This is a genomic window from Streptomyces sp. NPDC058239 (genome assembly GCF_042882185.1).
GTDB lineage: Bacteria > Actinomycetota > Actinomycetes > Streptomycetales > Streptomycetaceae > Streptomyces.
Genome location: NZ_JBHVWS010000059.1, coordinates 17,932 through 40,641, shown reverse-complemented (window position 1 = coordinate 40,641; position 22,710 = coordinate 17,932). Strand labels below are relative to the sequence as shown.

Below are 22,710 nucleotides of genomic sequence, written 5' to 3'. Positions count from 1 at the left end.
TTCCGGGCGTCACCGCGCCCGGCGAGGCCCGGCAGGCGGTGCGCCGCGACGTGCCGGAGGAGCCCGTCGCGGTGTCCCCCGTGTCCCCGGCACCCGCCGGCGGATCACGGGGTCGTCGTGGTCATCGCCGAACTCGTCGCTGAGATGGCCCGTTGTGGCACGAGCGGCACCAGGAACGGCTTGCTTCCCGCCCTCGGAAGCGAGCCGTGGGCGCCGGAGCGAAGCACCAGCCGGTTCGTCGGCCGGCTGTTGGTCCCCGTCGTCCACCTCCGTCACGGCGCCACCCACGACGTGGTTGAGCCAGGGGGCGTGCGGCGGGGCCCAGCGGGCGTGCCGGCGCGGATGTGCGGCCGGCCAGGCCTTGGTGTGCCTGGCGGTAGGTGAGGAACCGTTGTCGAGCACGACATGGATCTGCTTGCTGGAGGCGATCGCCTCATCGAGCTGGTCCAGAAAGGCGGTGAAGGTTGCCGCGTCGTTGCGGGTGATCACCTCGGTGAGTATCTCGCCGGAGCGGACGTCGAGGGCCGCGATCAGAGAGGCGGTGCCGTGACGCCGGTACTCGAACTCCTGCCCGATGTTCGTCCGCACGGAGAGCCTGCCGCAGACCCCGCAGCAGCACATGCCAGTTCGGGTTCACACCCCCATCGGGTCCGCCATGGTGCGCTGGGGCGGTGATCCGCGAGAAGCCGATGGCCGGCACCTCATTGAATGGACTGGCGACGAGAACATGCACTGGGGCCAGAACACCCGGGCGGCCTCGCCCGCCGGGCCGGAGCTCCGGCAGGAGGGCGACTGGGTGATCATGAGCGGTCTCCTGCACCTGACCGATGACGGCGCCGCCCATCTCCAGATGGGCCACTGGTCCGTGCTGTTCGATCTGGCGCGACCCGTCCCCAGCAGCCTGGATGGCTCTTGGGTGCAGATCAGCGTCGGATCAGAGAGCGTCGCCCTGCACCCCTACCAGGCGGAGCAGCACTGGGCCCTGTCTCCGGTCGTGATCAGAATCAGGTTCTTCGCCCCGGTCGGGGTGGTTGCCTGAGATGAAAGTGTTCTCACCCGGGACCTGACGCAGAGGCCCCGCGCCACAGCGCGGGGCCTCTTGCCCAGAGCGAAAAAGCAGGAACATCCCATGCTCCACATACACGAGGTCGCAGCAGCCTGGGCCAGAATCGTCCGCCGGCCAGAGACCAACGCCCCGGCCGGCTTCGAGACCCTGAACCCGACCAACGCCGACATCCAGGCCCTGGCTCACGCTCTCGGCCATCGCGTGCCGTGCCCGCTGGGTAAAGCCGCGCGGCTCAGATCGTCGCCGTGTCGATCACGAAGCGGTAGCGCACGTCCGAGGCGAGCACACGCTCGTACGCCTCGTTGATCCGGCTCGCCTCGATCAGTTCGATCTCGGCACCGAGGCCGTGCTCGGCGCAGAAGTCGAGCATCTCCTGGGTCTCGGCGATGCCGCCGATCGCCGAACCGGCGAGGGTCTTGTTGCCGCCGATCAAGGAGAACAAGTTCAGGGCGACGGGCTCCTCAGGGGCGCCGACGTTCACCAGGGCGCCGCCCGTCTTCAGCAGGCTCAGGTACGCGCCGAAGTCCAGGGGCGCCGACACCGTGGAGAGGATGATGTCGAAGGTGCCGGCCAGGTTCTCGAAGGTGGCCGGGTCGCTGGTGGCGTAGTAGTGGTCGGCGCCCAGCTTCAGGCCGTCGTCCTTCTTGCGCAGCGACTGGGAGAGGACAGTGACCTCGGCGCCGAGGGCGTGCGCGATCTTGACAGCCATGTGGCCGAGGCCGCCCAGGCCGACCACGGCGACCTTCTTGCCGGGGGCCGCGCCCCAGTGCTTGAGCGGGGAGTACGTGGTGATGCCGGCGCAGAGCAGCGGCGCGGCCACGTCCAGAGACAGCCCGTCCGGGATGCGGACGGTGAAGTTCTCGTCGACGACGACCTTCTGTGAGTAGCCGCCGTAGGTGGGCTCGCCGTCGCGGCCGATGGCGTTGTACGTGCCGACGTTCCCGCGCACGCAGTGCTGCTCCTGCCCGGCCTTGCAGTTCTCGCACTCGCGGCAGGAGTCGACCATGCAGCCGACGCCGACCCGGTCGCCGACCTTGAACCTAGTCACGCCGGAGCCGGCCTCGGCGACGACGCCGGCGATCTCGTGACCGGGCACCATCGGGAAGATGGCCTCGCCCCAGCCCTCGCGGGCCTGGTGGATGTCGGAGTGGCAGATGCCGGCGAACTTGATGTCGATCAGGACGTCGAACTCGCCGACCGTGCGGCGTTCGATGGTGGTGCGCTCCAGCGGGGCCTTGGCGCTGGGGGCGGCGTATGCAGCAACAGTCGTGGTCATGTTCTCCAGAGTGCCTTCTCACAGCCTGTTCACCCAGGTCACCGCTTTGCGTACGTCCAGTGGTCCTACTACTGACGGGGTCAGGCTCCTGGCCGTACGACCGGGAATACTTGGGGTCATGGACAACATCCCCGCCACGGACGACGGACAGGCAGCCCGCCCCGACGGCCTCGACCGCCGGGCCGAGCTCAGCGAATTTCTGCGCACCCGGCGGGCTCGGCTCAAGCCGGAGGACGTGGGACTCCCCTCGCACGGGCGACACAGGCGGGTGCCGGGGCTGCGGCGCGAGGAGCTGGCGCAGCTGGCCGGTGTCTCGGTGGCGTACTACACACGCCTTGAGCAGGGCAACGGGCGCAATGTGTCGGCGGAAGTGCTCGACTCGATCGCGCGCGCCCTGCGCCTGACCGACGCCGAGCATGCACACCTCACCCACCTCGCCAAGCCGAAGCAGCAGCGCAGGAAGTACCGGGCGCCCAAGCGGCAGCAGGTGCGGGTGGCGCTGCAGCAGCTGCTCGAGTCGATGGAGGGCGTGCCCGCGTACATCGGCGGGGCACGCTCGGAGATCCTCGCCTGGAACCGAATGGCGGCGGCGCTGTTCGGCGACTGGGGCAAGCTGCCGCCCGCGGAGCGCAACTGGGCGCGGCTGACCTTCCTCTCCCCCGACTACCGCGAGCTGTTCCTGGACTGGGACTCCAAGGCGTCCGACATGGTCAGCTATCTGCGGCTGTACGCGGGCCAGCACCCGGAGGACCCGGACCTCTCGGCGCTCGTGGGTGAACTCTCTGTCAAGAGCGAGGAGTTCAGGCGGCTGTGGGCCACGCACGACGTGAAGGAGAAGGGCCACGGCGTGAAGCGGATGCGGCATCCGCTGGTCGGCGACCTCACTCTTGCGTACGAGACGATGCATCTCCCGGACGACCACGAACAGTTCCTGTGCGTCTACCACGCGGAGCCCGGCTCCGCGTCAGCGGAAGCCCTGCACCTCCTCGCGAGCTGGGGCACGGACGCGGTCCGGGCGGGAAGCCAGAAACAGGGCCACTGAGGCGCACGCGCTCAGGAGCTGTCGCCTGCTTCCCATTACGGCTCTGATCCGCTGCTTTTGTCGGGATGCGGCAGAGACGTCGTGTGAGCCTCACAGCAGCGGGAGGCAGCCGGCCGGAGGACGGTGTCGTCGTACTTCAGGCTGCGTGGCGATTCCGCGAGCGTCGCCCTGGCAGCCCGCACGTGGCCTGAGTGTCCTCGGCGGCCAGGGCGTGACGATCAGAATTCCTCTCAGGCAGAGTCGTCCTGGCCACATTCACGTTGGTCGGCATCGCGTCTGCCCCGCGCAGTGATCGACTGGTCGAGTCCATCCATCGTGCGCAGGAACGCAGCGTTCAGATCGACGTCGTACCGGTGCGCGAGGATCAGCACGGACCACAGGCAGTCCGCGAGTTCATGCTCCAGGGCGGGACGGCCGCCCGGCATGTCGCGGGCGCCCTCCTGTGCCATGACGATCTTTGCGAGATCACCGACGTCCCCGACGAAGCCGAGCATGAATTCCTCGCGTGTCCACGTCCGGCCGCGTTCTCTCAGATTCAGCTCGTCGTAGAGGTCATGGATGTGCAGGGCGCGGCGCTGGAGTTCGTTGAGGTCCATGCCCCAGCCTTTCCCTGTCCGCCCGGTGCAACCTTGGCCCCGGTCGCGTTGTCCAGGGTTGCCGTGGTCCGGGTCGGGAGCCGACCCGGATTGCGGAGGGTCGGGACGCGTGCGGTGCGCCATCGCGAGCAGTACTCCCGGGGTTGCCGGGTGGAATCGGGCAGGGGCTGCGCGCAGATCAGCCAGTGGCCGGGCGGGATGACGGGGGCCGGACGTAGCCGCCGGGTTCGTCCTCGTCCTTCGCCTTGGGCTCACGCAGCACGGTGACGTTCTCGCGCGGGTGGGGCCGTCCTCGGGCTTTTCGTCACGTATTACTGCCCGTCAGGCTGGGTGATTGCGTCGCCGTAGATGCGGAACAGGCGAGGCGGCGACATGGGAGTGTCCGGAGCGGTGGGGAGGGAGCGAAGGGCGGTCCAGCATTCCTGGGCGAGCCGACGGGCGCGGCTGCCGGGCCAGGGCTGGGGCAGCAGTTCCGGGGGCAGGAGCGGGTCGGGGGTCATGGCGCGGGTGAATTCCGCGGCGAGCTCCACGGCCAGGGTGAGCCGCTCGATCCCGGACGGGCTCCCTCCCTGTGACAGTTGGTCGGCGGATGCCCGGGCGATGGCGGCGAGGCGTTCGTGTCGGGCGGCGATCTCGTCCAAGGGCCATATGGCGGCTGCCAGGCGGCGGGGATCGTCGGTGTCACCGATGCGTAGGTCGGTGCTGGTGAGGAAGGTGACCGTGTCGAGTACGCCGAGGTGTCGGGCCCGGGCCTCGACCAGCTCGGCAATGGGGTTGGCGCTGACGTACAGGCCGCCCTGGACGGGCGCCGCGCCCAGGTGCAGCAGAGTTCCCCGCAGGGCGTCGCGGGCGGTGCGGCGAGACTCCGGGACGGCGAAGGCGAACAGGTGCCAGGTGCTGTCCCAGGGTGCGAGTCCGTGGTCCTGACGGTAGGCGTGGCGGACATGGTCCGTGTCAGGGGCGATGGCCCCGGTCACATCGGCGGCCGTAGCCCGCAGTACGGCTTTGCCTCCCCGGCCTTCCTGGGTGAACCGGCCCTCGGTGACAAGGCGTTTGACGCACAGCCGGACCTGCTGGTCGGTCATGGTCAGGAGTCCGGCGACGGCGTAGAGCTCACCGGTATCAACGGTGCCGTCCTCGCGGACCAGGGCGTGCACCAGCAGCCGCGCCGGGATCTCCGGGCGGTCCGTCTCCGGTGTGTCCCTGTGATTCATCGAGTGCTTCCCCCGTCCAGGTCGCCCGGAGTCACGGGACGGTGCATGGTCGTCACCGCGCCGAAGCCCATCAGCGTCCGCAGAAAAGGGGTCTGCTGCGTGCGCACAGCGGTGAAGCCGTGGCGTACGTACAGGGCCTTGGCGCGCGGGTTGACGTCGACGACATCGAGCCGGATCCGGGAGCAGGCGTGCTCGGCGGCCACGGCGGCGACCTCCCGCAGCAGCAGGCTGCCGATGCCGAAGCCGCGGTGCGACGCTGCCACGCAGATGCCGTCCATCACGAGTTCGCCCTCGGCGGGCTTCCGCGTGAGCACGGCGAGGAGGGCCAGCCGTGGCACCCCTCGGAGCAGACCGTAGCCGGACAGGACGTCACGCGCCGAGCCGCCGGTCAGGGCGCGGCCCGCAAGATCGTATCCGGCAACGCCGACGACCCGGCCCTCGCTGTCGAGTGCGGTGATGCCACGGTCATGGTGCAGGTGGGACGCGAGGAACGCCCGGCCCTTCCGGGGCGGACCGAGTGCGGCGCCGAGCTTGCGGCCGAACGCCTCCCAGTAAAGGGCGGCCACCTGCTGTTCGGCTCCCAGGGGGATCTCCCGGTGCAGGCGGGGGGCGCCGCTGCCGCCCCGGCCTGTCGACTCCTGTGGTGCGCCCACGATCCTCCCTCTCTCGGCGAAGGCCGTCGTGCGCCTCCACGTATCCAACCTCTACCGTTGACTATAATACGATCGTATTGAAAATGATCGTTTGGATTTCGATAGCTTGGAGATTCATGAGAGCCCGGTCGCGTACGGAGAGCCCCCCGCACCTCCTCCCCACGGCAGCGGAGCGGCGGCAAAGCGGTGGCGCCCGGCTGGCGCAGGTCGACGCGCTGCGCGGCTTCGCGCTGTTCGGCATCCTGATGGTCAACATCACCTACATGGCCTCCGCCTACCACGGCACCGGCCTGGAGGACCCGGGTCTCGGCGGCCCGCTGAGCGAGGCCGTCCGCCGGCTGGTGGCAGTCCTCTTCGAGGCCAAGTTCTTCCTGCTGTTCTCGTTCCTGTTCGGCTACAGCTTCACGCTGCAAATCGACTCGGCCGAGCGGCGCGGCGCCCAGTTCGCACCACGCTTCCTGCGGCGCCTGACCGGCCTGTTCGTGATCGGCGCCGTACACGCCGTCGTGCTCTTTCCCGGCGACATCCTCACCCTGTACGCCGTCCTGGGCCTGATCCTGCTCGCGCTGCGCCGCATTCAGCCCCGCACAGCGGTTCGGATCGCTGTCGCGTTGCTGGCGGTCACCGCCGTCGGATACGCGCTCCTCGCGCTCGCCGTCGGCCACGCGGGCGGGGGCGGCACGATCCCCCAGTCCACGGCCTCCGCCGCTGCACAGGCAACCGAGGCCCTGCGCGGCGGACCGGCATCCGTCATGGGCGCGCACCTACAGGAACTGCCGGATGTGGCCTTCCTGCTGACCTTCTTCCAGGCGCCGTCCGCGCTCGCCGCCTTCCTGCTGGGCCTGGCAGCCGGGCGTCGACGAGCCCTCGCAGACATCGACCGGCACCTGAAGCTTCTGCGCAGGCTCCAGTGGGCCGGCTTCACGGTCGGGCTGCTCGGCGGCATCGTGTACGCGGACGCGAGCCTGAACCACCCCGAGACCGCCTACCAGCTCTTCGCCATGGGCCTCGACGTGATCACCGCCCCGCTGCTTGCAGCCGCCTACGCGGCGACCGTGCTCCGCCTCGCCCGCGGCCGCTACCGCCGGGCCGTGGTCACCACGCTCGCGCCGGCGGGACGGATGTCGCTGACCAACTACCTCGGCCAGTCATTGGTCTGCGCCCTGCTCTTCACCGGGTTCGGGGCCGCTCTGGTCGGTCGCATCGCACCCGTCGGCGTCGCAGCGATCGCCCTGACCTTGTTCGCGGCACAGGCGGTGGCCAGCCGATGGTGGCTGCGACACCGCACCTACGGCCCGCTGGAGTGGCTGCTGCGCGCCTGGACCACGCTGTCGATACCGCCGTGGCACCCACAGGGCGGAACTCGGCCACCCCGGCCATAACTCTCTTGCTTTCAATTCCTTGACCCACTTCAAGAGGAAAGGTGCATTGGCATGTCCGGCATGGAAATGACGACCGTGGTTCGGCAGAAAATGTTGGACAGAATTCTGGTGGCGGCCGGATTTCCCGCCCTGGGGGCGGTGGCCGGATGGCTGCTGAAGCTCCTGGCGAACTGGGCGGCTTCCTGGCCCTGGATTCCATGGGAAGGCCCGGTCGAGCTCATCAACAACGCCCCCGAACCCACGGTGACGATTGTGCTCATGGTGATCGGGGCCCTGGCCGGAGGCGTAATCGTCCTCATGGCCGAGCACGGCTACGTGACCGTCACCATCGAGGACGACCAGGTCACAACGGCTCGTGGCCACTCCGGCCAGAGCGTTCCCCGGACCGCGGTCAACGCGGTATTCGCCGACGGCAAGCGGCTGGTGGTGCTCGGCAAGAGGGGCGAGGAACTGGCCGTGGAGAACAAGAACGAGGGCGCGGGCGTGGAACCCCTGGTGTCCTGCCGCATTGAAGCTGGCGGATTCTCACGAAGCCTCAAGCGATGTTTCGGCTTCTCAGTGGCTCGCGGCCGGAGCGGAGGTTTTGCCTTCGATCGTGGGGTCTGATCTCACTTCGCTGGCCTCGTTCTCACTGCACCTGTCACGGTCGGTTTGTGAGGCGATGGGCTGGTGGTCGTGTTGCGACCACCAGCGGCAGAGGTTTCAGAGAACCACTCGGCGGGCGCGAAAGTCGTAGCCGTCCTGCTGGAAACCGGGGGCCTCCCATTCGAGCTGGACCCGCCGCCCCGGGTCGAGGGTGCGGAAGCCGGCCATCTCGATGTTGCTGAAGTGCACGAAGCAACCACCGGGCGTTTCAGCCGAGTCGAGCACTCCCCAGCCTTCCTCTTCGTACCACTCGCGCACGGTTGCGGTGATCATGGACGAACCCCCTGCCAGGACGTTGGGCTGAACGCGGGTAGATCCCCTGCCAGGGACCTCCGACGCACGCGAGTGAGCATAATTGGCCACAGCAAGGCGGCGCGACCGAGTTCGTTCGCGCGGGGAGCGCGGCTACGGCAACGGAAGGCCGGACCTCCCCCGCGGGTCCGCACCCGGCCGCTTCCGGTGCTGCCGAGCTGCCCGGCCCAGGCGGTCTGGCCCGAGCACGGAATCCCGCGGTCGGTCCTGATCGACCCGCGGGCGAAGGACGGGCGGCCGAGCCCTTGCCCGAACGGGCTGTGGCCGTTCCAGGTCAACCGGGACGACATCACCCGCGCCTATTTCCGGGACCAGGACCGGCGCTGGCGCGTCCTGCACCGGGAGCACGCCCCGGTCCTGAACATGCCGATGAGTAGGGACGCGCTGCGATACGGACGCAAACTCGCCGCGCAGCAGTACCGGCACCCCAACGACCGCCTGGTGACGGCCGACTTGTTCGAGCGCTGGAATCTGGGCTTCGGTCAGACGCCGGCCGAGCGGCGGATGGCGTTACGCATGGCCCGCGATCAGGCGGCGTTCGCGATCCATATCGAGGACGACCAGCCCGTGGCTGAGGATTCAAGACCGCCCGCGCAAGAGCCCGGCGACGACGCGGCCGACTTCGAGGACTTCGACGGCGGCACCGACCTCGACGAGGATGCCTTCTACGCCGACGCCCTGGAGGACTTGTGAGTCCCCGCGGACGGACAGCGGCCGCATCCGAGGACCCGCAGTGGCGCAAGCTGCGCCTGGACAACCTCACCTTGACGAAGAAGGAGGGCTTCGGATCATTCGCCGCGGCCCCTGCTCCGGCGCGTCCGGAGACCCACACCCGCGCCCAGCTGAAGGGCCTGGACGCACGTGAGCTGGACACCAGCGTGGAGCACCTCAGGCTCGCCTTCGAGACGCGCCCCGAACCACGCCACTCATCGCCGACGGCGTCACAAAAAATGCCCGACCGGCGAGGATTGGACACAGTTCTCCGGAACGCGTTCGGAGGACACGAGCGCGCAATGCCGAAGCCCTGCGGGTCACAGCTATGCCGTTGGACACCGCAACCGGGAAGCTACAGGACGGACTCGACTTCGTCGGTGTACTGGCGCAGCTGGGGGCCGGGGTATCGCCGGGGAGCCGGTCGCCGACGTTCGGCTCGACGGAGATGACGACCAGGGCGAGGTCCGGGGCTAGGAAACGGAGCGTCCTGCAGGGGCACGCCCGCGGTCCAAGCGTTTTGCGCCGGGCTCGCGTCAACGGGAGGGTTCGATTCCCCAGGAGGCGGCTCGGGCAGCGGCGGCCGCGCGGTTGGGGAGGTCGAGCTTGGCGAGGATGTGCTCGACGTGGGTCCCTACGGTGCGCGGCGTGATGTACAGCCGCTCGGCGATCTCCCGGTTGGTGCGGCCGGCGGTCAGTTCGGCCAGCACCTGGAGCTCCCGTGGCGAGAGGCCGCCGGGCCGTCGCGCGTCCGGGTGCCGCACGTCCGTGGCGGGGCCGGCCGCGGCGATCTCCTCGGGCGGCGGGCCTGTGCCGGGGTCGACGGCCGCGGCCAGGGCCTCGGTGAGCAGGGTGACCGCGGCGCGCGCCGGATCGGGCGCGCGCCGCGGTCGGCGGGTGCTGACGTTCAGCATGCCGACGTACCGGCCGTCGGCGGCGAACAGGCACTGGGCCACGCCGTCCTCGATGCCGAGGGGAGACAGCACCTCCTGGAAGCCCGGGGATGCCGCCAGGAGCTGGCCGGGGACGTCCCTGAACCAGAGACCGCCTCGGGCCGGGCTGTGGAGCACGGGGAACACCGGGTCGTGGTGGAGGCGGGTCTCGATGTAAGCCGTGGCGTCGTCCGGGTAGCTCCCGGCCAGCGTGGTGTGGCAACTGTGCAGCGGATCCCACCGGGTCAGGGAGGCGTGGTCGTACTCCATCACCTCCGACAGCGCCGCCAGGACCGTGTCGACGCCGGTCGCGCCGATCGTGACGCTCCTGGCGGCCTCACGGACGTGGACGGCCGCGTCCAGGATGTCTGCCGTGCTCCGCTCCGCTGCCATCATCCAAGGATGATCATGTACCCGGAGTACGTCAATCGCGAAGGGTGTCGTGCACGACCTGCCCGTCCACGACGGTGAGGACGACGGGCATCTCCGGGATGTCGTGGGGGTCGGCGGTGAGCAGGTCCCCGTCGAGCACGCAGAGATCGGCGACCTTGCCCGGCTCCAGGGAGCCCTTCCAGTCGTCGGCGAAGTCCTGCCAGGCCGCGTCGATCGTGTACGTACGGATCGCCTCGACCAGACCGATGCGCTGCTCCGGGCCGCTGACCCGGCCTGTGGCCTTGGACTCGCGCAGGATCATGGTGGCGACGCCCTGGCGCCAGTCCGGGTACGTGACGGGGGCGTCGGACCCGCTCGCGACCCGTACTCCGGCGTCGATGGCATCGCGGTAGGGCCATGCGTACGCGGCCCGTTCAGCTCCGACGAAGTCCTCCTCCATGTCGGCGACGGTCCACTTGATGGTGGGGTTCATGTTGACGCCGAAGCCGTGCGCGGCCAGCACCTTCATGCTGTGCTCGGTGAGCAGGTCGCCGTGGATGACGTAGTGGCGGGCGTCGGGCCGCGGGTGCTCGGCCATGGCAGCGGCGAAGGCGTCCGCAACGGTGTCGCATGCCCGGTCGCCGGTGACGTGGACGCCCAGCTGGTGCCCGGCGGCGTGGGCGTGCCGGATGATGGCATCGATCTCGGCGATCCGCTCGGCGTCGGTCTCACCGCCGACGCACAGGGAGCCGCAGCCGCCGCCGACGTACGGCTCGTGCATCCAGGACGTCTTGTTGGGGACGATGCCGTCGGCGAAGATCTTGACCCCGTGGATCGCGATGCGGCGAGGATCGGCGTCTCCGGACTCGCCGAGGGCGGCGAGGGTGCGGGCGAACTCCTCGGCGGTGCTGGCCATACCGGTGGGCAGGAGCAGGACGCCGAGACGGGCGGTCAGTTCACCGTCGGCCAGCAGCCGGCGGTAGACGTCGAGGGTTTCCGCACCGAGCGCGCCCCGCATGATGCCGTCGCCGCCGGGGCCGAGTCCGGGCTCGGTGTAGCTGGTGATGCCGAGCCGGGCGAGTGTGGCGAGGTTGGACCTGATCGCGTCGGTCCGCTCCTGCCGGCTGAGCGGCGGCAGCGCGTTCTGGATGAGGGCCTGGGCCCCCTCGTGGAGCAGCCCTGTCGGCTCCCCGTCTTCGTCCACGACGATGGCCCCGCCAGGCGGCGCGACGGTGTGCCGGTCGATCCCGATGAGCTCCAGTGCCTTGGAGTTGACCCAGGTGGCGTGCCCGGAGAAGGAGTACAGGACGGCGGGGTGGTCCGGGCTCACGGCGTCGAGGTCGCGCCGCGAGGGCAGTCGCGACGGATCGGAGACGCACTCGTCGAGGTAACCGGTGTCCCAGCCGTGCCCCGTGATCCACTGCCCTCCCGGAACCCGCCCGACGGCCTCCCGTACCGCCTCGGCCACGTCCGCGAGGGAGGACACGGCGGGATGGCTGAGGTCGAGGGAGAGCGGCGGTGTCGACATGCCGAAGGCGCATCCGTGCAGATGGGAATCGTTGATACCGGGAAGCAGCGTCGCCCCCCGCAGGTCGACGACGCGGGTGTCGGGTCCGACGAGCGGCGTGACGTCGTCCCGCCCGCCGACCACACTGATGACCCCACCGGTCACTGCCAGGGCCGAGGCGACGGAGAACTCCGCATCGACCGTGACCACCCGCCCACCGAGAAACACCAGATCCGCATACGTGTCCACTGAAGGGTCCTTTCGAATACCGGGCGCACCGCGGCCACCCGCGAACGATCTCCCGACGACTATGGCCACGCCCCCACCCCCCGCACATCGGTCATCCCACCGATGCGCGCTCTCGCAGTGGCAGGCCGACGCCTCGTGCTCGGGATCGTGTCGGGCTTCGGAAGAACATGGGGGGAATCGCGATTCTCCGTGGGTGACCCGGGCACAGTTGTAGGCGGTGACGGCGAGGCGCGCGGTCGTCGGAGACGTAGCGGAGGCTTTGGCAGGCGCACATGGAGCCCGCCCACTGGCTCAAGGACGAAGCGGAGCCTGCCGTCGTCGGAGGACCCGTTCGCGGTGAACCCGAAGTACGCCTCGCAGGAGATGACCCGCCCGCCGGACGAAGCCGTGCGGGCCGAAGAGGGCGGGGTTTTCGGTCACCCACCGCAAACTGGCTGCCCGCCCAGCACGTCGGACGCCCGGCGCCACCGCGCGGGCAGGACCCTGACCTGCGTGTGAGAATTGGGTACTGGATCGCAGTTCGGTGTCCCAGGCCCGCCCGTCGCTGCATGGGCGGGAGCGGGCGCGGCACCTGACGTCGCCTCCCGCTGATCCCATCGACACGCTGGGAGGCTCGCTGTGAGCGAACGTCTCAATGAGTGGCCGCCGCTGGTCTATGAGGACCTGGCGCCCATGGTTGACTACGTGAACCGGGTGGTACAGGTCGCAGGCAAGTACACCCTCGACGAGCCCTTCGAAGTCGGCTGGGGAAACACCGTCCTCGATGTCACCCCCCGGGGGCTCAGTACGCCAACCCTTCGACAGCGAGGCGTGACCTTCACGGTGCACTACAGCTTGCTCGACGGTGGCGTGGTCATCGAGGCCGACAACGGCTCGCGGACGGTGCCATTGTCCAAGGGATCAGTCGCCATGTTCTATGCGTCCTTCTGCGATGCGGCGGACGAGCTCGGCATACACCGACCGCGCAGCTCGTTGATCTGCGAGATTCCGGATGCCCCGCCGCGCTTCGAGGACGATCACGTCGAACGCACCTGGGATGGCCACGCGGCCCGGCTGATCTGGACAGCGTTGAACCTCGCCGCCGACGGGCTCGAGGCGTGGCAGGCCCCTTTCCTGGGACACCGCCCCCGGGTCGGTGTGATGTGGGGCGGCTTCGACCTGTCCGCCACGCGTTACCGGGCGCAGCCCACCGTGCCGCCGCCCCACCAGCCGCCGTTCATGCAGAACGCCCAGCTCGACGCGTACGTGTCGGTGGGATTCTCCTTCGGGGACGCCAAGGCGCCGAACGTCGGCATGTACGCGTACATCTGGCCCCAGCCGGACGGTCTCGAGGGCCGGTCCTGGGGTGTCGAAGGCGCCGCCTGGCATCCCGACGCCGGTCTGGTTCATCTGCCGTGGGCCAAGCTCAGGGAGACAGCGGACCCGCACCAGGCCATTGTGGCGTTCGGTGACGCCGTCTACGATGCCGCCGTCGAGACAGCAGGCTGGCCGTCCGACCTTCTCGGACCCCGCGTCGAGGGTTGGTACATGAGCAGGACACCGCCCGCGCTCATCCAGCACCAGCACGGCTGACGAGCGCCTGCGTGAGAAGGAACCGATCAGCCTTCCAGAAGACGCCTCGCTTCCAGCAGGCGCCCGGCTTCTTCTCAACGCTCTGAACACCCTCCATGTGCGGGCCGGCCGCCCCACGCCGTACGCCATCGCCGTCGCCGTCGTCAGTCGATTGCTCCGGTGGAAGAGGTAGCGCCCGTACTCGAAGGCACCCAGTCCCCGTCCCGGTCCCTCCTCTCAAGACGACAACTCACCCGAAGAATCGCAGAGGGCCAGGCTTCTGGAACGCCGCGCTGAAACCCACCAGCAGCCGCCGCACCACACCCGCTGAACAACAGCGGCGGCGGGCGGAACTCGCACGGCAGCAGGACCTCGCCGCGGCCCACTGATCCGACGCGCTTCTCCCCGGCCCGGTGATTGTCCGGACCGGGGCTTCTGCCTGCCCGAACGCCGCCCGGGGCGCCCCGCTGTGCCCGACCGCCTCGCCCTGGCGGTGGCCGTCGAGCAGCCCACCGGCCTTGCCGTCTCTGTGAGTTCACCGCAGGTTGTTGGTTCCCCCGGAGGTCTTGCCTGCGGCGGGAAGCGGTTGGTGTCCTTCGTCCCAGTGGTTCGACCATCCGCAGAGCCCGCAGGCGTACCGGCCGTCGAGGCCATGGACTTCAGCGTCGCAGCCGCGGCAGCGCGTAGTGGTGATTTCTGGGGTTGCCGTGGCCGGGGTGGTGGAGGACCAACCGCACTGGTTGGAGCAGATCCACGTCCCGTCGGGGCCCTGGGTGGCTGCTGCGCCGCAGTTTCCGCACGTCATGGGGTCCTCCGGATGGTGGTCCCACCGACGGGGGTGCGGCGAGGCCGGGTCCAGTTTGGCAGGGGCGGTCGGTTCTGGGCAGGGTTTCTGGGGTGGGTGACCTGTTATGGGGTGGTTCGGCGCGTCATTCCCATCCGATATTCGAACGTGCGCAGCATTGGCGTGTACCCATGACCACCGCCTTCGATTCCCCCGGTTCTCCGGGGGAGCCGCTGTGGCGCGAGGCGAGTCAGAACGACTTTTCGCAGCTCAGCGCGATTTTGGGCGAATGCAGCAAGCGCAACGGGTATAGCGCTATCGCCGGTTCAGGTGATCCGCAAAGGCCGGGGCCGTTCGCGCTACTACCGACCGGCCCGCGCTGCGGGGGTCAGGTCGTGGAGGCGGGGCCGGGCGGCAGGTGGACGGTCATGATCAGGTGGCAGGTTTCGGTGCCGGTGCCGCGGTAGGTGTGGGGTGCGTCGCCGTCGAAGGTGGCGGTCTGTCCGGCTTCGACGGGGTGCTCGGTGCCCTCGACGACAAGGGCCATCCGGCCGGCGGTGACGCTGACCGTTTCGACGACCCCGGCCTGGTGGGGGTGGCTTGGGTATTCCTCGCCCGGCTGGAGTTGCCAGCGCCAGACCTCGGTGGGGGCCGGGCCCGATGTTGTCAGCATGAGCCGGGCTTCGCCACCCTGCTCGCCCGTCCACAGCGGCATCACCGTGTCGGCGGACACGACGCGGACACGACCCTCGGTCCGCCCTTCCATGAGAGCGGACACGGATACGCCGAGGGTGTCGGCCAGCCGGACCAGGGTCGCGAAGTTCGGGTTTCCCTGCGCCTTCTCCAGTGCGACCAGGGCACCCTTGCTGACCTTGGCGCGCCGACCGAGTTCGTCCAGGGACAGGCCGGCGCGGGTGCGGGCCGCCCTGACGTTGCGCGCGAGCTGCCGCAGGGCTGCATCCGTCTCGGCCATCCGATCACCATCCTTGCTGATGGACCACTGGAATGCACCGTGCGGTCGGTTGGTTGACACGCAACGGTCGGTCCGTTGTACGGTTCAGTCGTTCTATTGAATAGTAAGGGATGTGCCGTGATCGCTCTGCTGCTGGCCCTGGGCAGCTCACTCGCCTACGGGTGCGCCGACTTCCTCGGCGGCCTCGGCGCCCGCAAGGCCCATGTACTGCGCACCGTACTGATCGCGGCCCCGGCTTCTCTCGTGGTCGAGCTGATGCTGTGGCCCGTACTCGGCGCGTCGTTCAGTGCCGGCGCCCTCGGCTGGGGTGCCGCGTCCGGGGTCGCCTCGGCCGCCGCGTTCGCCCTGCTCTACCGCACCCTGGCGATCGGCCCGATGAACGTGCTCTCGCCCGTGACGGCGCTGGTGTCCGCCATGCTTCCCGTCGGCGTGGGCCTGCTGCAGGGCGAGCACCTGGGCGTCGCCGGACTGGTGGGTCTGCCGCTCGCGCTCGCCGCGGTGGTGATGGTCAGTGCCGGTCACGGCGCAGGATCGGCGCGGCCCTCCCGTACGGCGCTGCTGCTGGCCCTCGGCGCCGGCGCCGCCATCTCCCTCCAGCTGATCTTCTTGCACCAGGCACCCTCCGACAGCGGGGTGGCCCCGCTGATCGTGGGCCGGGCGGTCTCCTCGGCCGTCACCCTGGCCGCGGCCGGGCTGATGTTCCGCAGGCTGGGCACCGAGCGGCCCGCCTACGCGGTGTCGGCGACGGCGGGCGTGCTGGACTCGGTGGCGAACCTGCTGTTCCTCATGGCCGCCCGCAGCGGGGACCTCGCCGTCGTCGCCGTCATCACCGCCCTCTACCCGGCGGGCACGGTTCTGCTCGCCCGCGGCGTGCTCGCCGAACGCATCCACCGCGGCCAGCTCGTCGGGCTCGGCACCGCCGCCGTCGCCGTCAGCCTCCTCGCCCTGACCTGAACCAAGCCCGCCACCCACCCCCATCGACCACACACGGAGAACAGCATGTTCATCCAGCCCTGGGACGCCGACCTGGACGAGGCCGAATGGCAGACCTGGATCGCCGCAGGCCACGACTTCGGCCAGCTGAGCGTCAACGGCCCGCCCGGCCGGCCGCCCGCCGTCGTCCCCACCCACTTCACCACCGACGACGGCGCCCTGCTGATCCACCTCGCCCGGCCCAACCCGATCTGGCAAGCGATCGAGCACGACCCGAACGTCACCTTCACCGTCACCGGCGACTACGCCTTCATCCCCGGCCCCTGGCGCGCCAAGCCCGACACCCCGCCCACCGACGGCATCCCCACCAGCTACTACGCGGCCGTGCAGTTCACCTGCCACGCCCACCTGGTCGACGACCCCGAGGCCAAGGCCGAACTGCTGCGCCGCCAGCTCGCCCACTTCCAGCCCGACGGCGACCACGCCCCGGTCGCCGTCGACCAGCCGCCCTACGGCCGGATGCTGTCCGGCATCCGCGGCCTGCGCCTCCAGGTCACCGACGTACGGGCGAAGTTCAAATACGACGACCACAAGCCCGTCGACCAGCGCGCCGACGTCGCCGACCGCCTCACCGAACGCGGGCAAGGCCTCGACGTGCCCGCCGCACAGCAGCAGCGGCGCCGCCTGGACCACATCGGCCCCTGGAAGCCCTGACCCCCACCCCCGCATGCACACGCGCACCGAGGAACGGAGCCCGGCCCGTGACCGCCTTCCGTATCGCCCCCGCCATCGCCGACGCCTTCCCCAACACCCTCATCGCCGTGGTCACCGCCACCGGCCTGGGCGGCCGTGAACCCTGGCCCGACACCACCACCGCCCTTCAGGACCTGGAGCAGCAGCTCGCCGACGGCACCTGGCAGCCCGCCGACGAGACCGACCCGAGGATCGAGGCATGGCACACCGCCTACCGGTCCTTCGGTACCAACCCCCGCCGCATCCGCCCCAGCGTCGACGCGCTCGGCCGCCGCTTCACGAAGAAGGGCACCCTGCCGCGCATCAACCCAGCCGTCGACTCCTACAACGCGGTCTCCGCCCGCCACGGGCTGCCCGCCGGCGCCTTCGACCTGGACCACGTCACCGGTGACGTCGACATCCGGTACGCGGACGGCTGCGAAGAGTTCACCCCGCTCGGCGAACCCGACACCGTCGAGAGCCCCGAGCCCGGCGAGATCATCTACACGGACACCACCGGCGTCCTGACCCGCCACTGGAACCACCGCGACGCCCACCGCACCCGCGTCACCGAAGACTCCACCCACGTCGCCTTCGTCCTCGAAACCCTCCACGCCACCCGTGACGGCCACCTCCTGAAGGCCGCAGCACTGGAGCTGCAGGGGCTGCTTGCCCCTCACTCCGAACAGACCGCCGTGTACTACCTCTGCCAGGACGAGCCCCAGGTCACCGTCTGAGAACCGCGCTCGGTCCTTTCGGACGCTTGAAGGCGTTCCAGGAGGCCAGGGACACTCCCGGATCCCCGAGACCGCCCAGATCGCCCGCCCGCAGTTCGAGAACGACACGCTCAGGGCCCGCTCAGCCCGCCAGAATGCGACGATCGAGGACCTGACCGCGCTCAAAACCCTCGCGCTGTCTCGCATCGCCGCGCAGCACGAGGAGATCACCCGCCTGCGCAGCCCCCGGCACGACGCGGACACGCCGGTTGCCGCCCGCCTTGCGGCCGTCCCCCGGGGTGGCTGGACCATCGGATCCTGCAGCTGACCCCACCGCGAATTTCAATGCTCTGCCACGACCGCGGTGATCTTCCCCAACGCCCTGGACATCGCGGAGATCGTGCGCCGGCTCCAGGAGGAGGGCCACGAGACCCATCACGCAAGGAGGGTGCGCCAGCGGTCGGCCGACTCCATCATGTCCCCGACGACTCGCTCCAGGAACGTCCCCACCTTGGCCAGCCGCTGCCCCACGGGCGTGTCCGGCCCGAGCGTCTCGGCCGCGGCCATCGCGGCCTGCGCCGACTCGAGCGTCTGCCGCGAGCTGATCACGATCGAGTGGTACCAGGCGTCGTCGTCGACCACGTAGATGTCGCGACGCCGCTGCGGATCGCGCTCTCGCCGGACATACCCCTGCTGGACCAGGAAGTTCGCGGCCACGGAGACAGAAGCCGGGCTGACCTTCAGCCTGTGGGTCAGCTCGGCTGCGGTGCGCCTGCCGTCCTCGGACAGCAACAGGTCGACGTGCACACGCGCTGTCATCTTCGGCATCCCCGACCTGACCGCCAGCTCGATGATCTCCTCTTCCATCGTGCCGCCCGGCACCCCGGCCGCGCGTGGCGGTGCCGGTGTGCCGCGCTGCGCCCGCTGGGCCGTCGCGCGGTGCGCCTGCTGGGGCCGGTAGCCGCCGGGGCCGCCGTTGCGTGCGACCTCCCGGCTGATCGTCGAGGTCGGCCGGCCGAGCCGCGTGGCGATCTCGGCGTAGGAGAGCCCATCGGCGAGTCCGGCCGCGATGCGCTGGCGGTCCTGCTGGGTCAACCGTCCTCCTGGCATGCCGCCAGTATTGCCTTCGCCTCCATTCGTTGCAACGAAGCATTGCATTCGAACCCAGCGTCATTGCATCAATTTACTGCCATCTACCTGCGCAAACACCTTTCGAACGATTGACGGTATTCCGAATGCAACGTAGCTTTCGACGTGCGTCAAACACGTAATGTCGCGAGATGAGGAATGGCCGTGAGCGAATCCCTTCACACCGTCACGACGCTGCCGACGGAGCGTCAGCCCGGCTGCCCCTTCGACCCGCCGACAGAGCTGATCGACGCCCGCCGGCACGGCCCCATCAGCCGCTACACCCACCCCGGCGGAAAGCCCGGCTGGCTGATCACCGGATACGACCTGGTCAGGTCGGTCCTGGCCGACTCACGGTTCAGCTCGCGCAAAGAACTCCTGAACGTGGTCGACTTCGAGATCCCTCCGGCGCCGCCCGGCGAGTTCCTCCTCATGGACGAACCACAGCACGGGCGTTACCGGAAACCGCTGGTGGGCAAGTTCACCGCACGGCGGATGCGAGTGCTCACCGAACGCATCGAGCAGATCACCACCGACTGCCTGGACGCCATGGAGGAGACCGGGCCACCGGCGGACCTGGTGACCGCGTTCGCCAAGCCCATCCCCACCATCATCATCTGTGAGCTGCTGGGGGTGCCGTATCAGGACCGGGACTCCTTCCAGGAACAGATCGACAAGTTCATGAACGGGGAGACGAGCGACGAGGACCTGATAGCGGCCTACACCGCGACCCAGAACTACCTCGCACAGCTGGTGGCCGCCAAGCGCGCGAACCCCACCGACGACGTGCTCAGCGAACTCACCGACAGCGACCTGACCGATGAAGAGCTTCAGGGGATCAGCCTGATCCTGCTGGCGGCCGGGTTCGACACCACCGCGAACATGCTGTCCCTCGGCACCTTCGCGCTGCTGCAGAACCCGGCGCAACTGGCCGCACTGCGCGCCGACCCCGCGCTCACCGACCAGGCCGTGGAGGAACTGCTGCGGTATCTGAGTGTCGCCAAGTCGTTCATGAGGACGGCGCTGGTGGACGTCGAGGTGGGCGGCCAGACCATCGAGGCCGGCACGACGGTCGTCCTGTCGTACAACACCGCCAACCGTGACCCCGAGCGCTTCATCGATCCCCACGTACTCGACCTCCACCGGCAGGACGGCGCGCACCTGGCCTTCGGCCACGGCATCCACCTGTGCCTGGGTCAGCAGCTGGCCCGCGTCGAGATGCGGGTCGCGTTCTCCGCGCTGATCAACCGCTTCCCCACGCTGCGCCTGGCCGTACCGGCTGAAGAAGTTGGCCTGCGCCCGGAGACCGCGGACATCTACGGGGTCAAGAGCCTCCCGGTCACCTGGGACGTGTGACCGCGAACAGGCGACGGGTGAGGTCGCTTACGGTCGCCCGCCACCGCTGTGGTTGCTCGCCTGCGGTGGTCGCGCCCGCGCCGCCCTCGCCGCCAGCGACCTGGCCCCGGTCAACGGCCGGGCCAGGCCGCTCCCCCGACGCTGATCCGCACGCGCGAACGACTCGAACACATCCGCCACGAAGTCTGCGCCAGATCCAGCCCGGTTCTGGCTCAGCTGTTGTGGCGTCACGCCGAGTGATCCGCCGTCGTTTTCGATAATCAGAAAGCGACGGAGCACAGGTGGCTTATACGATCGCGAGCGGGACGGACCTTGTAGCGCAGTGGTTGTCGCGCCTTCACCACATGTGGGAGGACTCCGGTTCGAATCCGGTCGGCCCCATCCCACCTGCGCTCGGTTGCGGTCGGCATGGCCATGGTCCTCGAACTCATCGAGTCGGCCCAGGCCCGCTGGCGCGCGGTCCGCGGAGGGACACTTGATCGAACGCGAGGAGTTGGCAGGCCTGATGAGCACGCCCGAACCACTGACCGACGAAGAACTCGCCGATATCGAGGAACGCACGGAGGCTACGACCCCTGGCCCCTGGCACGTCCGGATACTCGACGATGACTGGGCCATGAACCTCGTCGCCGTCGGCACCGTTCCCGACACCGGACGCGGTGAACGCTGGCCGGACTTCGACCACCACCAGATCGTTGCCGCCACCCTCGTCCAGCAGCCGCGCTATGTCGATGTCGCAGACGGACGCTGGGACGAGAACGCCCAGTTCATCGCCAACGCCCGCCAGGACATCCCTCGCCTGATCGCCGAGATCCGCCGCCTCCGCCGTCTACTCAAGGCCAACGCAGCCCAGGACGCCTGAACGAGCTGATAACGCACGGCCGATCGACATGTGTTGGCGATTCCTCCGCACCCTGAGGCCTGAGAGCCCACGCAGATAGGCGGCGTGGAAAGCCTCGATATCAGGGGGCACATGCCCCAGTGAATATTGAGTTGCGACGCTCTGTGACCGCTGGCGAGACGTGTGCGCATCCGTCGTTTCAGGTCGCCTGCGTGGCCAGCCTGCGCAGGGCCCGCACGGCAGGTGATCCGAGGTCGGCCGTCATCAGGACAACCTCCTGGTCATCCTCGGGCACGAGCAGGATGTCGCAGTTCAACCGCAGCACACCGGCCTCCGAATGGTCCAGGGTCTTGGTGCGGTGCCCGGGAGCGTGGACGGGACGCGCCTCCCAGATCTGCCGGACCTCCTCACTGCCGACGTGCAACTCGGCCAGCAGCGCGGCCAGTTGCGGGTCATGCGGGTAGCGGTCCGCGGCCCTGCGCAGCCGCGCCACCACGATGTGCTCGAATTCCTCGGCGCTGGAGCTCTCGTACATCCGCCCCTGGCCCAGGAAGCGGCGTCGGGCCAGGTTCGTCGTCCCGCCTCCGAGGTCGGCGCCGAGCAGTGCCCGGGCCAGGGGGTTCCAGGAGACGACGTCGTACGCCGCGTCAGTGACGATGGCACCGGTCTCCGGCAGCCGCTCCAGCATCCGGGCAACGTGCGGGCGCACCCGCCGCACGGCGCTGATGTCGGGCGGCGCGCTCGAACCCGCCAGGCGGAACAGATGGCTGCGCTCGGCCGGCGTGAGCCGTAGCGCGCGGGCCGGCGCGTCCAGGATCCGGGCCGATGGCCGCGGCCCCCGGGCCTGCTCCAACCGCGTGTAGTAGTCGACCGACATGTGGGCGAGCTCCGCCACCTCTTCGCGGCGCAGACCTGGTGTGCGGCGGTCGGTGCCCGTCGCCGCCAGGCCGATCTCGTGCGGCCGCAGGGCCGCCCGGCGGTCCCGCAGGTAGCGGGCCAGCTCGGGAAGTGTGGTTGCCATGAACGAACGCACAGCTTTGGTCACCGTTGCCAACAAGGGCATCGGCAAGGATATCGCCCGGCTGCTGGCCGCCGAGGGCCACACCGTGTACGTGGGCTCCCGTGACCCCGGGCGCGGGCAGCGGGCCGTCGAGGAGATCGGTGACGGGGCCCGTCTGCTGGTCCTCGACGTGACAGATCCCGACGGCATCGCACGGGCCGCGGCTCAGGTGGACCGCTTGGACGTACTGATCAACAACGCCGGCATCGCGCCGTCACCCGCCCTGCCGACCGACACCGGCGTCGAGGAGTACCGACGCGCACACGAGACCAACGTGTTCGGGGTAGTGGCGGTGACCAATGCCTTCCTGCCCGCCCTGCGCCGGTCCCCGTGCCCGCGCATCGTCAACATCTCCAGTGGCACCGCGTCGCTGACCTGGAGCACCACCCCCAACCCCCAGTTCACCCCGGGAAGCGGCGGCGTCGCCGCCTACCGGTCGTCCAAGGCCGCCCTCAACGCCCTCACTGTCCTTTACGCCCAGACGCTGGCCGAGGAGGGCTTCAAGGTCAACGCGCTCGCCCCCGGCCTGCGGGCCACCGATCTCGACCCCCGGGCCGCCGCTGCCGGTGGCGACCCGGCCGAGGCCGCGCAGGGTGCCCTCCGCCTGGCCCTGCTGGCGGACGACGGCCCCACCGGTGGCTTCTTCTCCTGGGACGGAACGCCCGTGCCCTGGTGATCA

Annotated in this window: 23 protein-coding genes and 1 tRNA gene; 13 read left to right on the top strand and 11 right to left on the bottom strand. The window is 69.5% G+C overall.

Features of this window, described 5'->3' with window-relative positions:
* Positions 1 to 9: 9 nt before the first annotated feature.
* Positions 10 to 588: a transposase gene (locus ACFVYE_RS39335; protein WP_383970063.1), complete on the bottom strand. Its 579-nt coding sequence runs from the start codon at positions 586 to 588 to the stop codon at positions 10 to 12.
* A 139-nt stretch (positions 589 to 727) separates the two neighbouring features.
* On the opposite strand from ACFVYE_RS39335, the gene ACFVYE_RS39330 reads away from it, so the two are divergent.
* Complete coding sequence (locus tag ACFVYE_RS39330; protein ID WP_383970060.1) at positions 728 to 1,039, top strand: hypothetical protein; 312 nt, start codon at positions 728 to 730, stop codon at positions 1,037 to 1,039.
* A 259-nt stretch (positions 1,040 to 1,298) separates the two neighbouring features.
* Here ACFVYE_RS39330 and ACFVYE_RS39325 read toward each other — a convergent pair whose 3' ends face one another.
* The gene (locus ACFVYE_RS39325) at positions 1,299 to 2,342 is read right to left on the bottom strand and encodes an NAD(P)-dependent alcohol dehydrogenase (protein ID WP_389608577.1); all 1,044 of its coding nucleotides are present in this window, start codon (positions 2,340 to 2,342) and stop codon (positions 1,299 to 1,301) included.
* Positions 2,343 to 2,460: 118 nt separating this feature from the next.
* Between ACFVYE_RS39325 and ACFVYE_RS39320 the strand changes: the two genes are divergently transcribed.
* Positions 2,461 to 3,384 carry a helix-turn-helix domain-containing protein gene (locus tag ACFVYE_RS39320; protein WP_383977688.1) on the top strand — a complete coding sequence of 308 codons (924 nt, stop codon included), beginning with the start codon at positions 2,461 to 2,463 and terminating at the stop codon, positions 3,382 to 3,384.
* A gap of 230 nt (positions 3,385 to 3,614) precedes the next feature.
* Here ACFVYE_RS39320 and ACFVYE_RS39315 read toward each other — a convergent pair whose 3' ends face one another.
* The 3 genes from ACFVYE_RS39315 to ACFVYE_RS39305 form a co-directional block, all read right to left on the bottom strand.
* On the bottom strand, positions 3,615 to 3,980 hold the full coding sequence (locus ACFVYE_RS39315; RefSeq protein ID WP_383977685.1) for a nucleotide pyrophosphohydrolase: 366 nt from the start codon (positions 3,978 to 3,980) through the stop codon (positions 3,615 to 3,617).
* Positions 3,981 to 4,291: 311 nt separating this feature from the next.
* A complete protein-coding gene (locus ACFVYE_RS39310) occupies positions 4,292 to 5,194 on the bottom strand; it encodes a PaaX family transcriptional regulator C-terminal domain-containing protein (RefSeq protein WP_389608576.1) in 903 nt (300 codons plus the stop codon).
* The gene (locus ACFVYE_RS39305) at positions 5,191 to 5,847 is read right to left on the bottom strand and encodes a GNAT family N-acetyltransferase (RefSeq protein WP_383977679.1); all 657 of its coding nucleotides are present in this window, start codon (positions 5,845 to 5,847) and stop codon (positions 5,191 to 5,193) included. The genes ACFVYE_RS39310 and ACFVYE_RS39305 overlap by 4 nt, the downstream gene beginning before the upstream one ends.
* 116 nt (positions 5,848 to 5,963) lie before the next feature.
* Here ACFVYE_RS39305 and ACFVYE_RS39300 point away from each other — a divergent pair, with 116 nt between their 5' ends.
* The gene (locus tag ACFVYE_RS39300; RefSeq protein WP_389608575.1) at positions 5,964 to 7,229 is read left to right on the top strand and encodes a DUF418 domain-containing protein; all 1,266 of its coding nucleotides are present in this window, start codon (positions 5,964 to 5,966) and stop codon (positions 7,227 to 7,229) included.
* Positions 7,230 to 7,280: 51 nt separating this feature from the next.
* Positions 7,281 to 7,835, top strand: coding sequence for a hypothetical protein (locus tag ACFVYE_RS39295; protein WP_389608574.1), 555 nt, complete (start codon positions 7,281 to 7,283; stop codon positions 7,833 to 7,835).
* Between the two features lie 96 nt (positions 7,836 to 7,931).
* Here the strand turns inward: ACFVYE_RS39295 and ACFVYE_RS39290 are convergent, their stop codons facing one another.
* The gene (locus ACFVYE_RS39290; protein WP_383977672.1) at positions 7,932 to 8,147 is read right to left on the bottom strand and encodes a cold-shock protein; all 216 of its coding nucleotides are present in this window, start codon (positions 8,145 to 8,147) and stop codon (positions 7,932 to 7,934) included.
* A 186-nt stretch (positions 8,148 to 8,333) separates the two neighbouring features.
* Between ACFVYE_RS39290 and ACFVYE_RS39285 the strand changes: the two genes are divergently transcribed.
* Positions 8,334 to 8,879 (top strand): hypothetical protein, encoded by a 546-nt coding sequence (locus ACFVYE_RS39285; RefSeq protein WP_383977669.1) that lies wholly within the window; start codon positions 8,334 to 8,336, stop codon positions 8,877 to 8,879.
* Between the two features lie 554 nt (positions 8,880 to 9,433).
* Here the strand turns inward: ACFVYE_RS39285 and ACFVYE_RS39280 are convergent.
* Entirely contained in the window at positions 9,434 to 10,225 is a 792-nt protein-coding gene (locus tag ACFVYE_RS39280; protein WP_389608573.1) for a LuxR C-terminal-related transcriptional regulator, read from the bottom strand.
* A 28-nt stretch (positions 10,226 to 10,253) separates the two neighbouring features.
* The gene (locus ACFVYE_RS39275; RefSeq protein WP_383975398.1) at positions 10,254 to 11,957 is read right to left on the bottom strand and encodes an amidohydrolase; all 1,704 of its coding nucleotides are present in this window, start codon (positions 11,955 to 11,957) and stop codon (positions 10,254 to 10,256) included.
* A 618-nt stretch (positions 11,958 to 12,575) separates the two neighbouring features.
* Here ACFVYE_RS39275 and ACFVYE_RS39270 point away from each other — a divergent pair.
* Positions 12,576 to 13,529, top strand: a complete 954-nt coding sequence (locus ACFVYE_RS39270) for a DUF5996 family protein (RefSeq protein WP_389608572.1) — start codon at positions 12,576 to 12,578, stop codon at positions 13,527 to 13,529.
* Between the two features lie 1,151 nt (positions 13,530 to 14,680).
* Here the strand turns inward: ACFVYE_RS39270 and ACFVYE_RS39265 are convergent.
* Positions 14,681 to 15,265: a helix-turn-helix domain-containing protein gene (locus ACFVYE_RS39265; protein WP_389608571.1), complete on the bottom strand. Its 585-nt coding sequence runs from the start codon at positions 15,263 to 15,265 to the stop codon at positions 14,681 to 14,683.
* A gap of 117 nt (positions 15,266 to 15,382) precedes the next feature.
* Between ACFVYE_RS39265 and ACFVYE_RS39260 the strand changes: the two genes are divergently transcribed.
* From ACFVYE_RS39260 to ACFVYE_RS39250, 3 genes are read left to right on the top strand one after another with little or no spacing between them, the layout of a single operon-like run.
* Positions 15,383 to 16,219, top strand: a complete 837-nt coding sequence (locus tag ACFVYE_RS39260) for an EamA family transporter (protein ID WP_383975407.1) — start codon at positions 15,383 to 15,385, stop codon at positions 16,217 to 16,219.
* Positions 16,220 to 16,264: 45 nt separating this feature from the next.
* Positions 16,265 to 16,912 (top strand): FMN-binding negative transcriptional regulator, encoded by a 648-nt coding sequence (locus tag ACFVYE_RS39255; RefSeq protein WP_389608570.1) that lies wholly within the window; start codon positions 16,265 to 16,267, stop codon positions 16,910 to 16,912.
* A gap of 47 nt (positions 16,913 to 16,959) precedes the next feature.
* Complete coding sequence (locus ACFVYE_RS39250) at positions 16,960 to 17,667, top strand: B3/4 domain-containing protein (protein ID WP_383975412.1); 708 nt, start codon at positions 16,960 to 16,962, stop codon at positions 17,665 to 17,667.
* Positions 17,668 to 18,081: 414 nt separating this feature from the next.
* On the opposite strand, the gene ACFVYE_RS39245 is transcribed toward ACFVYE_RS39250, so the two are convergent.
* On the bottom strand, positions 18,082 to 18,756 hold the full coding sequence (locus tag ACFVYE_RS39245; protein WP_389608569.1) for a helix-turn-helix domain-containing protein: 675 nt from the start codon (positions 18,754 to 18,756) through the stop codon (positions 18,082 to 18,084).
* Between the two features lie 183 nt (positions 18,757 to 18,939).
* Between ACFVYE_RS39245 and ACFVYE_RS39240 the strand changes: the two genes are divergently transcribed.
* From ACFVYE_RS39240 to ACFVYE_RS39230, 3 genes are all read left to right on the top strand, one after another.
* On the top strand, positions 18,940 to 20,130 hold the full coding sequence (locus ACFVYE_RS39240; protein WP_389608568.1) for a cytochrome P450: 1,191 nt from the start codon (positions 18,940 to 18,942) through the stop codon (positions 20,128 to 20,130).
* A 314-nt stretch (positions 20,131 to 20,444) separates the two neighbouring features.
* Positions 20,445 to 20,511, top strand: a tRNA-Val gene (locus ACFVYE_RS39235).
* Between the two features lie 124 nt (positions 20,512 to 20,635).
* Positions 20,636 to 20,992 carry a hypothetical protein gene (locus ACFVYE_RS39230; protein ID WP_389608567.1) on the top strand — a complete coding sequence of 119 codons (357 nt, stop codon included), beginning with the start codon at positions 20,636 to 20,638 and terminating at the stop codon, positions 20,990 to 20,992.
* Between the two features lie 178 nt (positions 20,993 to 21,170).
* On the opposite strand, the gene ACFVYE_RS39225 is transcribed toward ACFVYE_RS39230, so the two are convergent.
* Positions 21,171 to 21,992, bottom strand: a complete 822-nt coding sequence (locus ACFVYE_RS39225) for a helix-turn-helix transcriptional regulator (RefSeq protein WP_389608566.1) — start codon at positions 21,990 to 21,992, stop codon at positions 21,171 to 21,173.
* Here ACFVYE_RS39225 and ACFVYE_RS39220 point away from each other — a divergent pair.
* Positions 21,991 to 22,707 carry an SDR family oxidoreductase gene (locus ACFVYE_RS39220; protein ID WP_383975423.1) on the top strand — a complete coding sequence of 239 codons (717 nt, stop codon included), beginning with the start codon at positions 21,991 to 21,993 and terminating at the stop codon, positions 22,705 to 22,707. The genes ACFVYE_RS39225 and ACFVYE_RS39220 overlap by 2 nt on opposite strands.
* Positions 22,708 to 22,710 lie beyond the last annotated feature (3 nt).

Excerpts from the sequence above, each read along its gene's own strand:
- ACFVYE_RS39320 (WP_383977688.1), top strand. The coding sequence starts at position 2,461 with ATGGACAACATCCCCGCCACGGACGACGGACAGGCAGCCCGCCCCGAC.
- ACFVYE_RS39295 (WP_389608574.1), top strand. The coding sequence starts at position 7,281 with ATGTCCGGCATGGAAATGACGACCGTGGTTCGGCAGAAAATGTTGGAC.
- ACFVYE_RS39245 (WP_389608569.1), bottom strand. The coding sequence starts at position 18,756 with ATGCCAGGAGGACGGTTGACCCAGCAGGACCGCCAGCGCATCGCGGCC.
- ACFVYE_RS39315 (WP_383977685.1), bottom strand. The coding sequence starts at position 3,980 with ATGGACCTCAACGAACTCCAGCGCCGCGCCCTGCACATCCATGACCTC.
- ACFVYE_RS39280 (WP_389608573.1), bottom strand. The coding sequence starts at position 10,225 with ATGATGGCAGCGGAGCGGAGCACGGCAGACATCCTGGACGCGGCCGTC.
- ACFVYE_RS39255 (WP_389608570.1), top strand. The coding sequence starts at position 16,265 with ATGTTCATCCAGCCCTGGGACGCCGACCTGGACGAGGCCGAATGGCAG.
- ACFVYE_RS39300 (WP_389608575.1), top strand. The coding sequence starts at position 5,964 with ATGAGAGCCCGGTCGCGTACGGAGAGCCCCCCGCACCTCCTCCCCACG.
- ACFVYE_RS39230 (WP_389608567.1), top strand. The coding sequence starts at position 20,636 with ATGAGCACGCCCGAACCACTGACCGACGAAGAACTCGCCGATATCGAG.
- ACFVYE_RS39310 (WP_389608576.1), bottom strand. The coding sequence starts at position 5,194 with ATGAATCACAGGGACACACCGGAGACGGACCGCCCGGAGATCCCGGCG.
- ACFVYE_RS39220 (WP_383975423.1), top strand. The coding sequence starts at position 21,991 with ATGAACGAACGCACAGCTTTGGTCACCGTTGCCAACAAGGGCATCGGC.
- ACFVYE_RS39265 (WP_389608571.1), bottom strand. The coding sequence starts at position 15,265 with ATGGCCGAGACGGATGCAGCCCTGCGGCAGCTCGCGCGCAACGTCAGG.
- ACFVYE_RS39225 (WP_389608566.1), bottom strand. The coding sequence starts at position 21,992 with ATGGCAACCACACTTCCCGAGCTGGCCCGCTACCTGCGGGACCGCCGG.
- ACFVYE_RS39330 (WP_383970060.1), top strand. The coding sequence starts at position 728 with ATGCACTGGGGCCAGAACACCCGGGCGGCCTCGCCCGCCGGGCCGGAG.
- ACFVYE_RS39290 (WP_383977672.1), bottom strand. The coding sequence starts at position 8,147 with ATGATCACCGCAACCGTGCGCGAGTGGTACGAAGAGGAAGGCTGGGGA.
- ACFVYE_RS39325 (WP_389608577.1), bottom strand. The coding sequence starts at position 2,342 with ATGACCACGACTGTTGCTGCATACGCCGCCCCCAGCGCCAAGGCCCCG.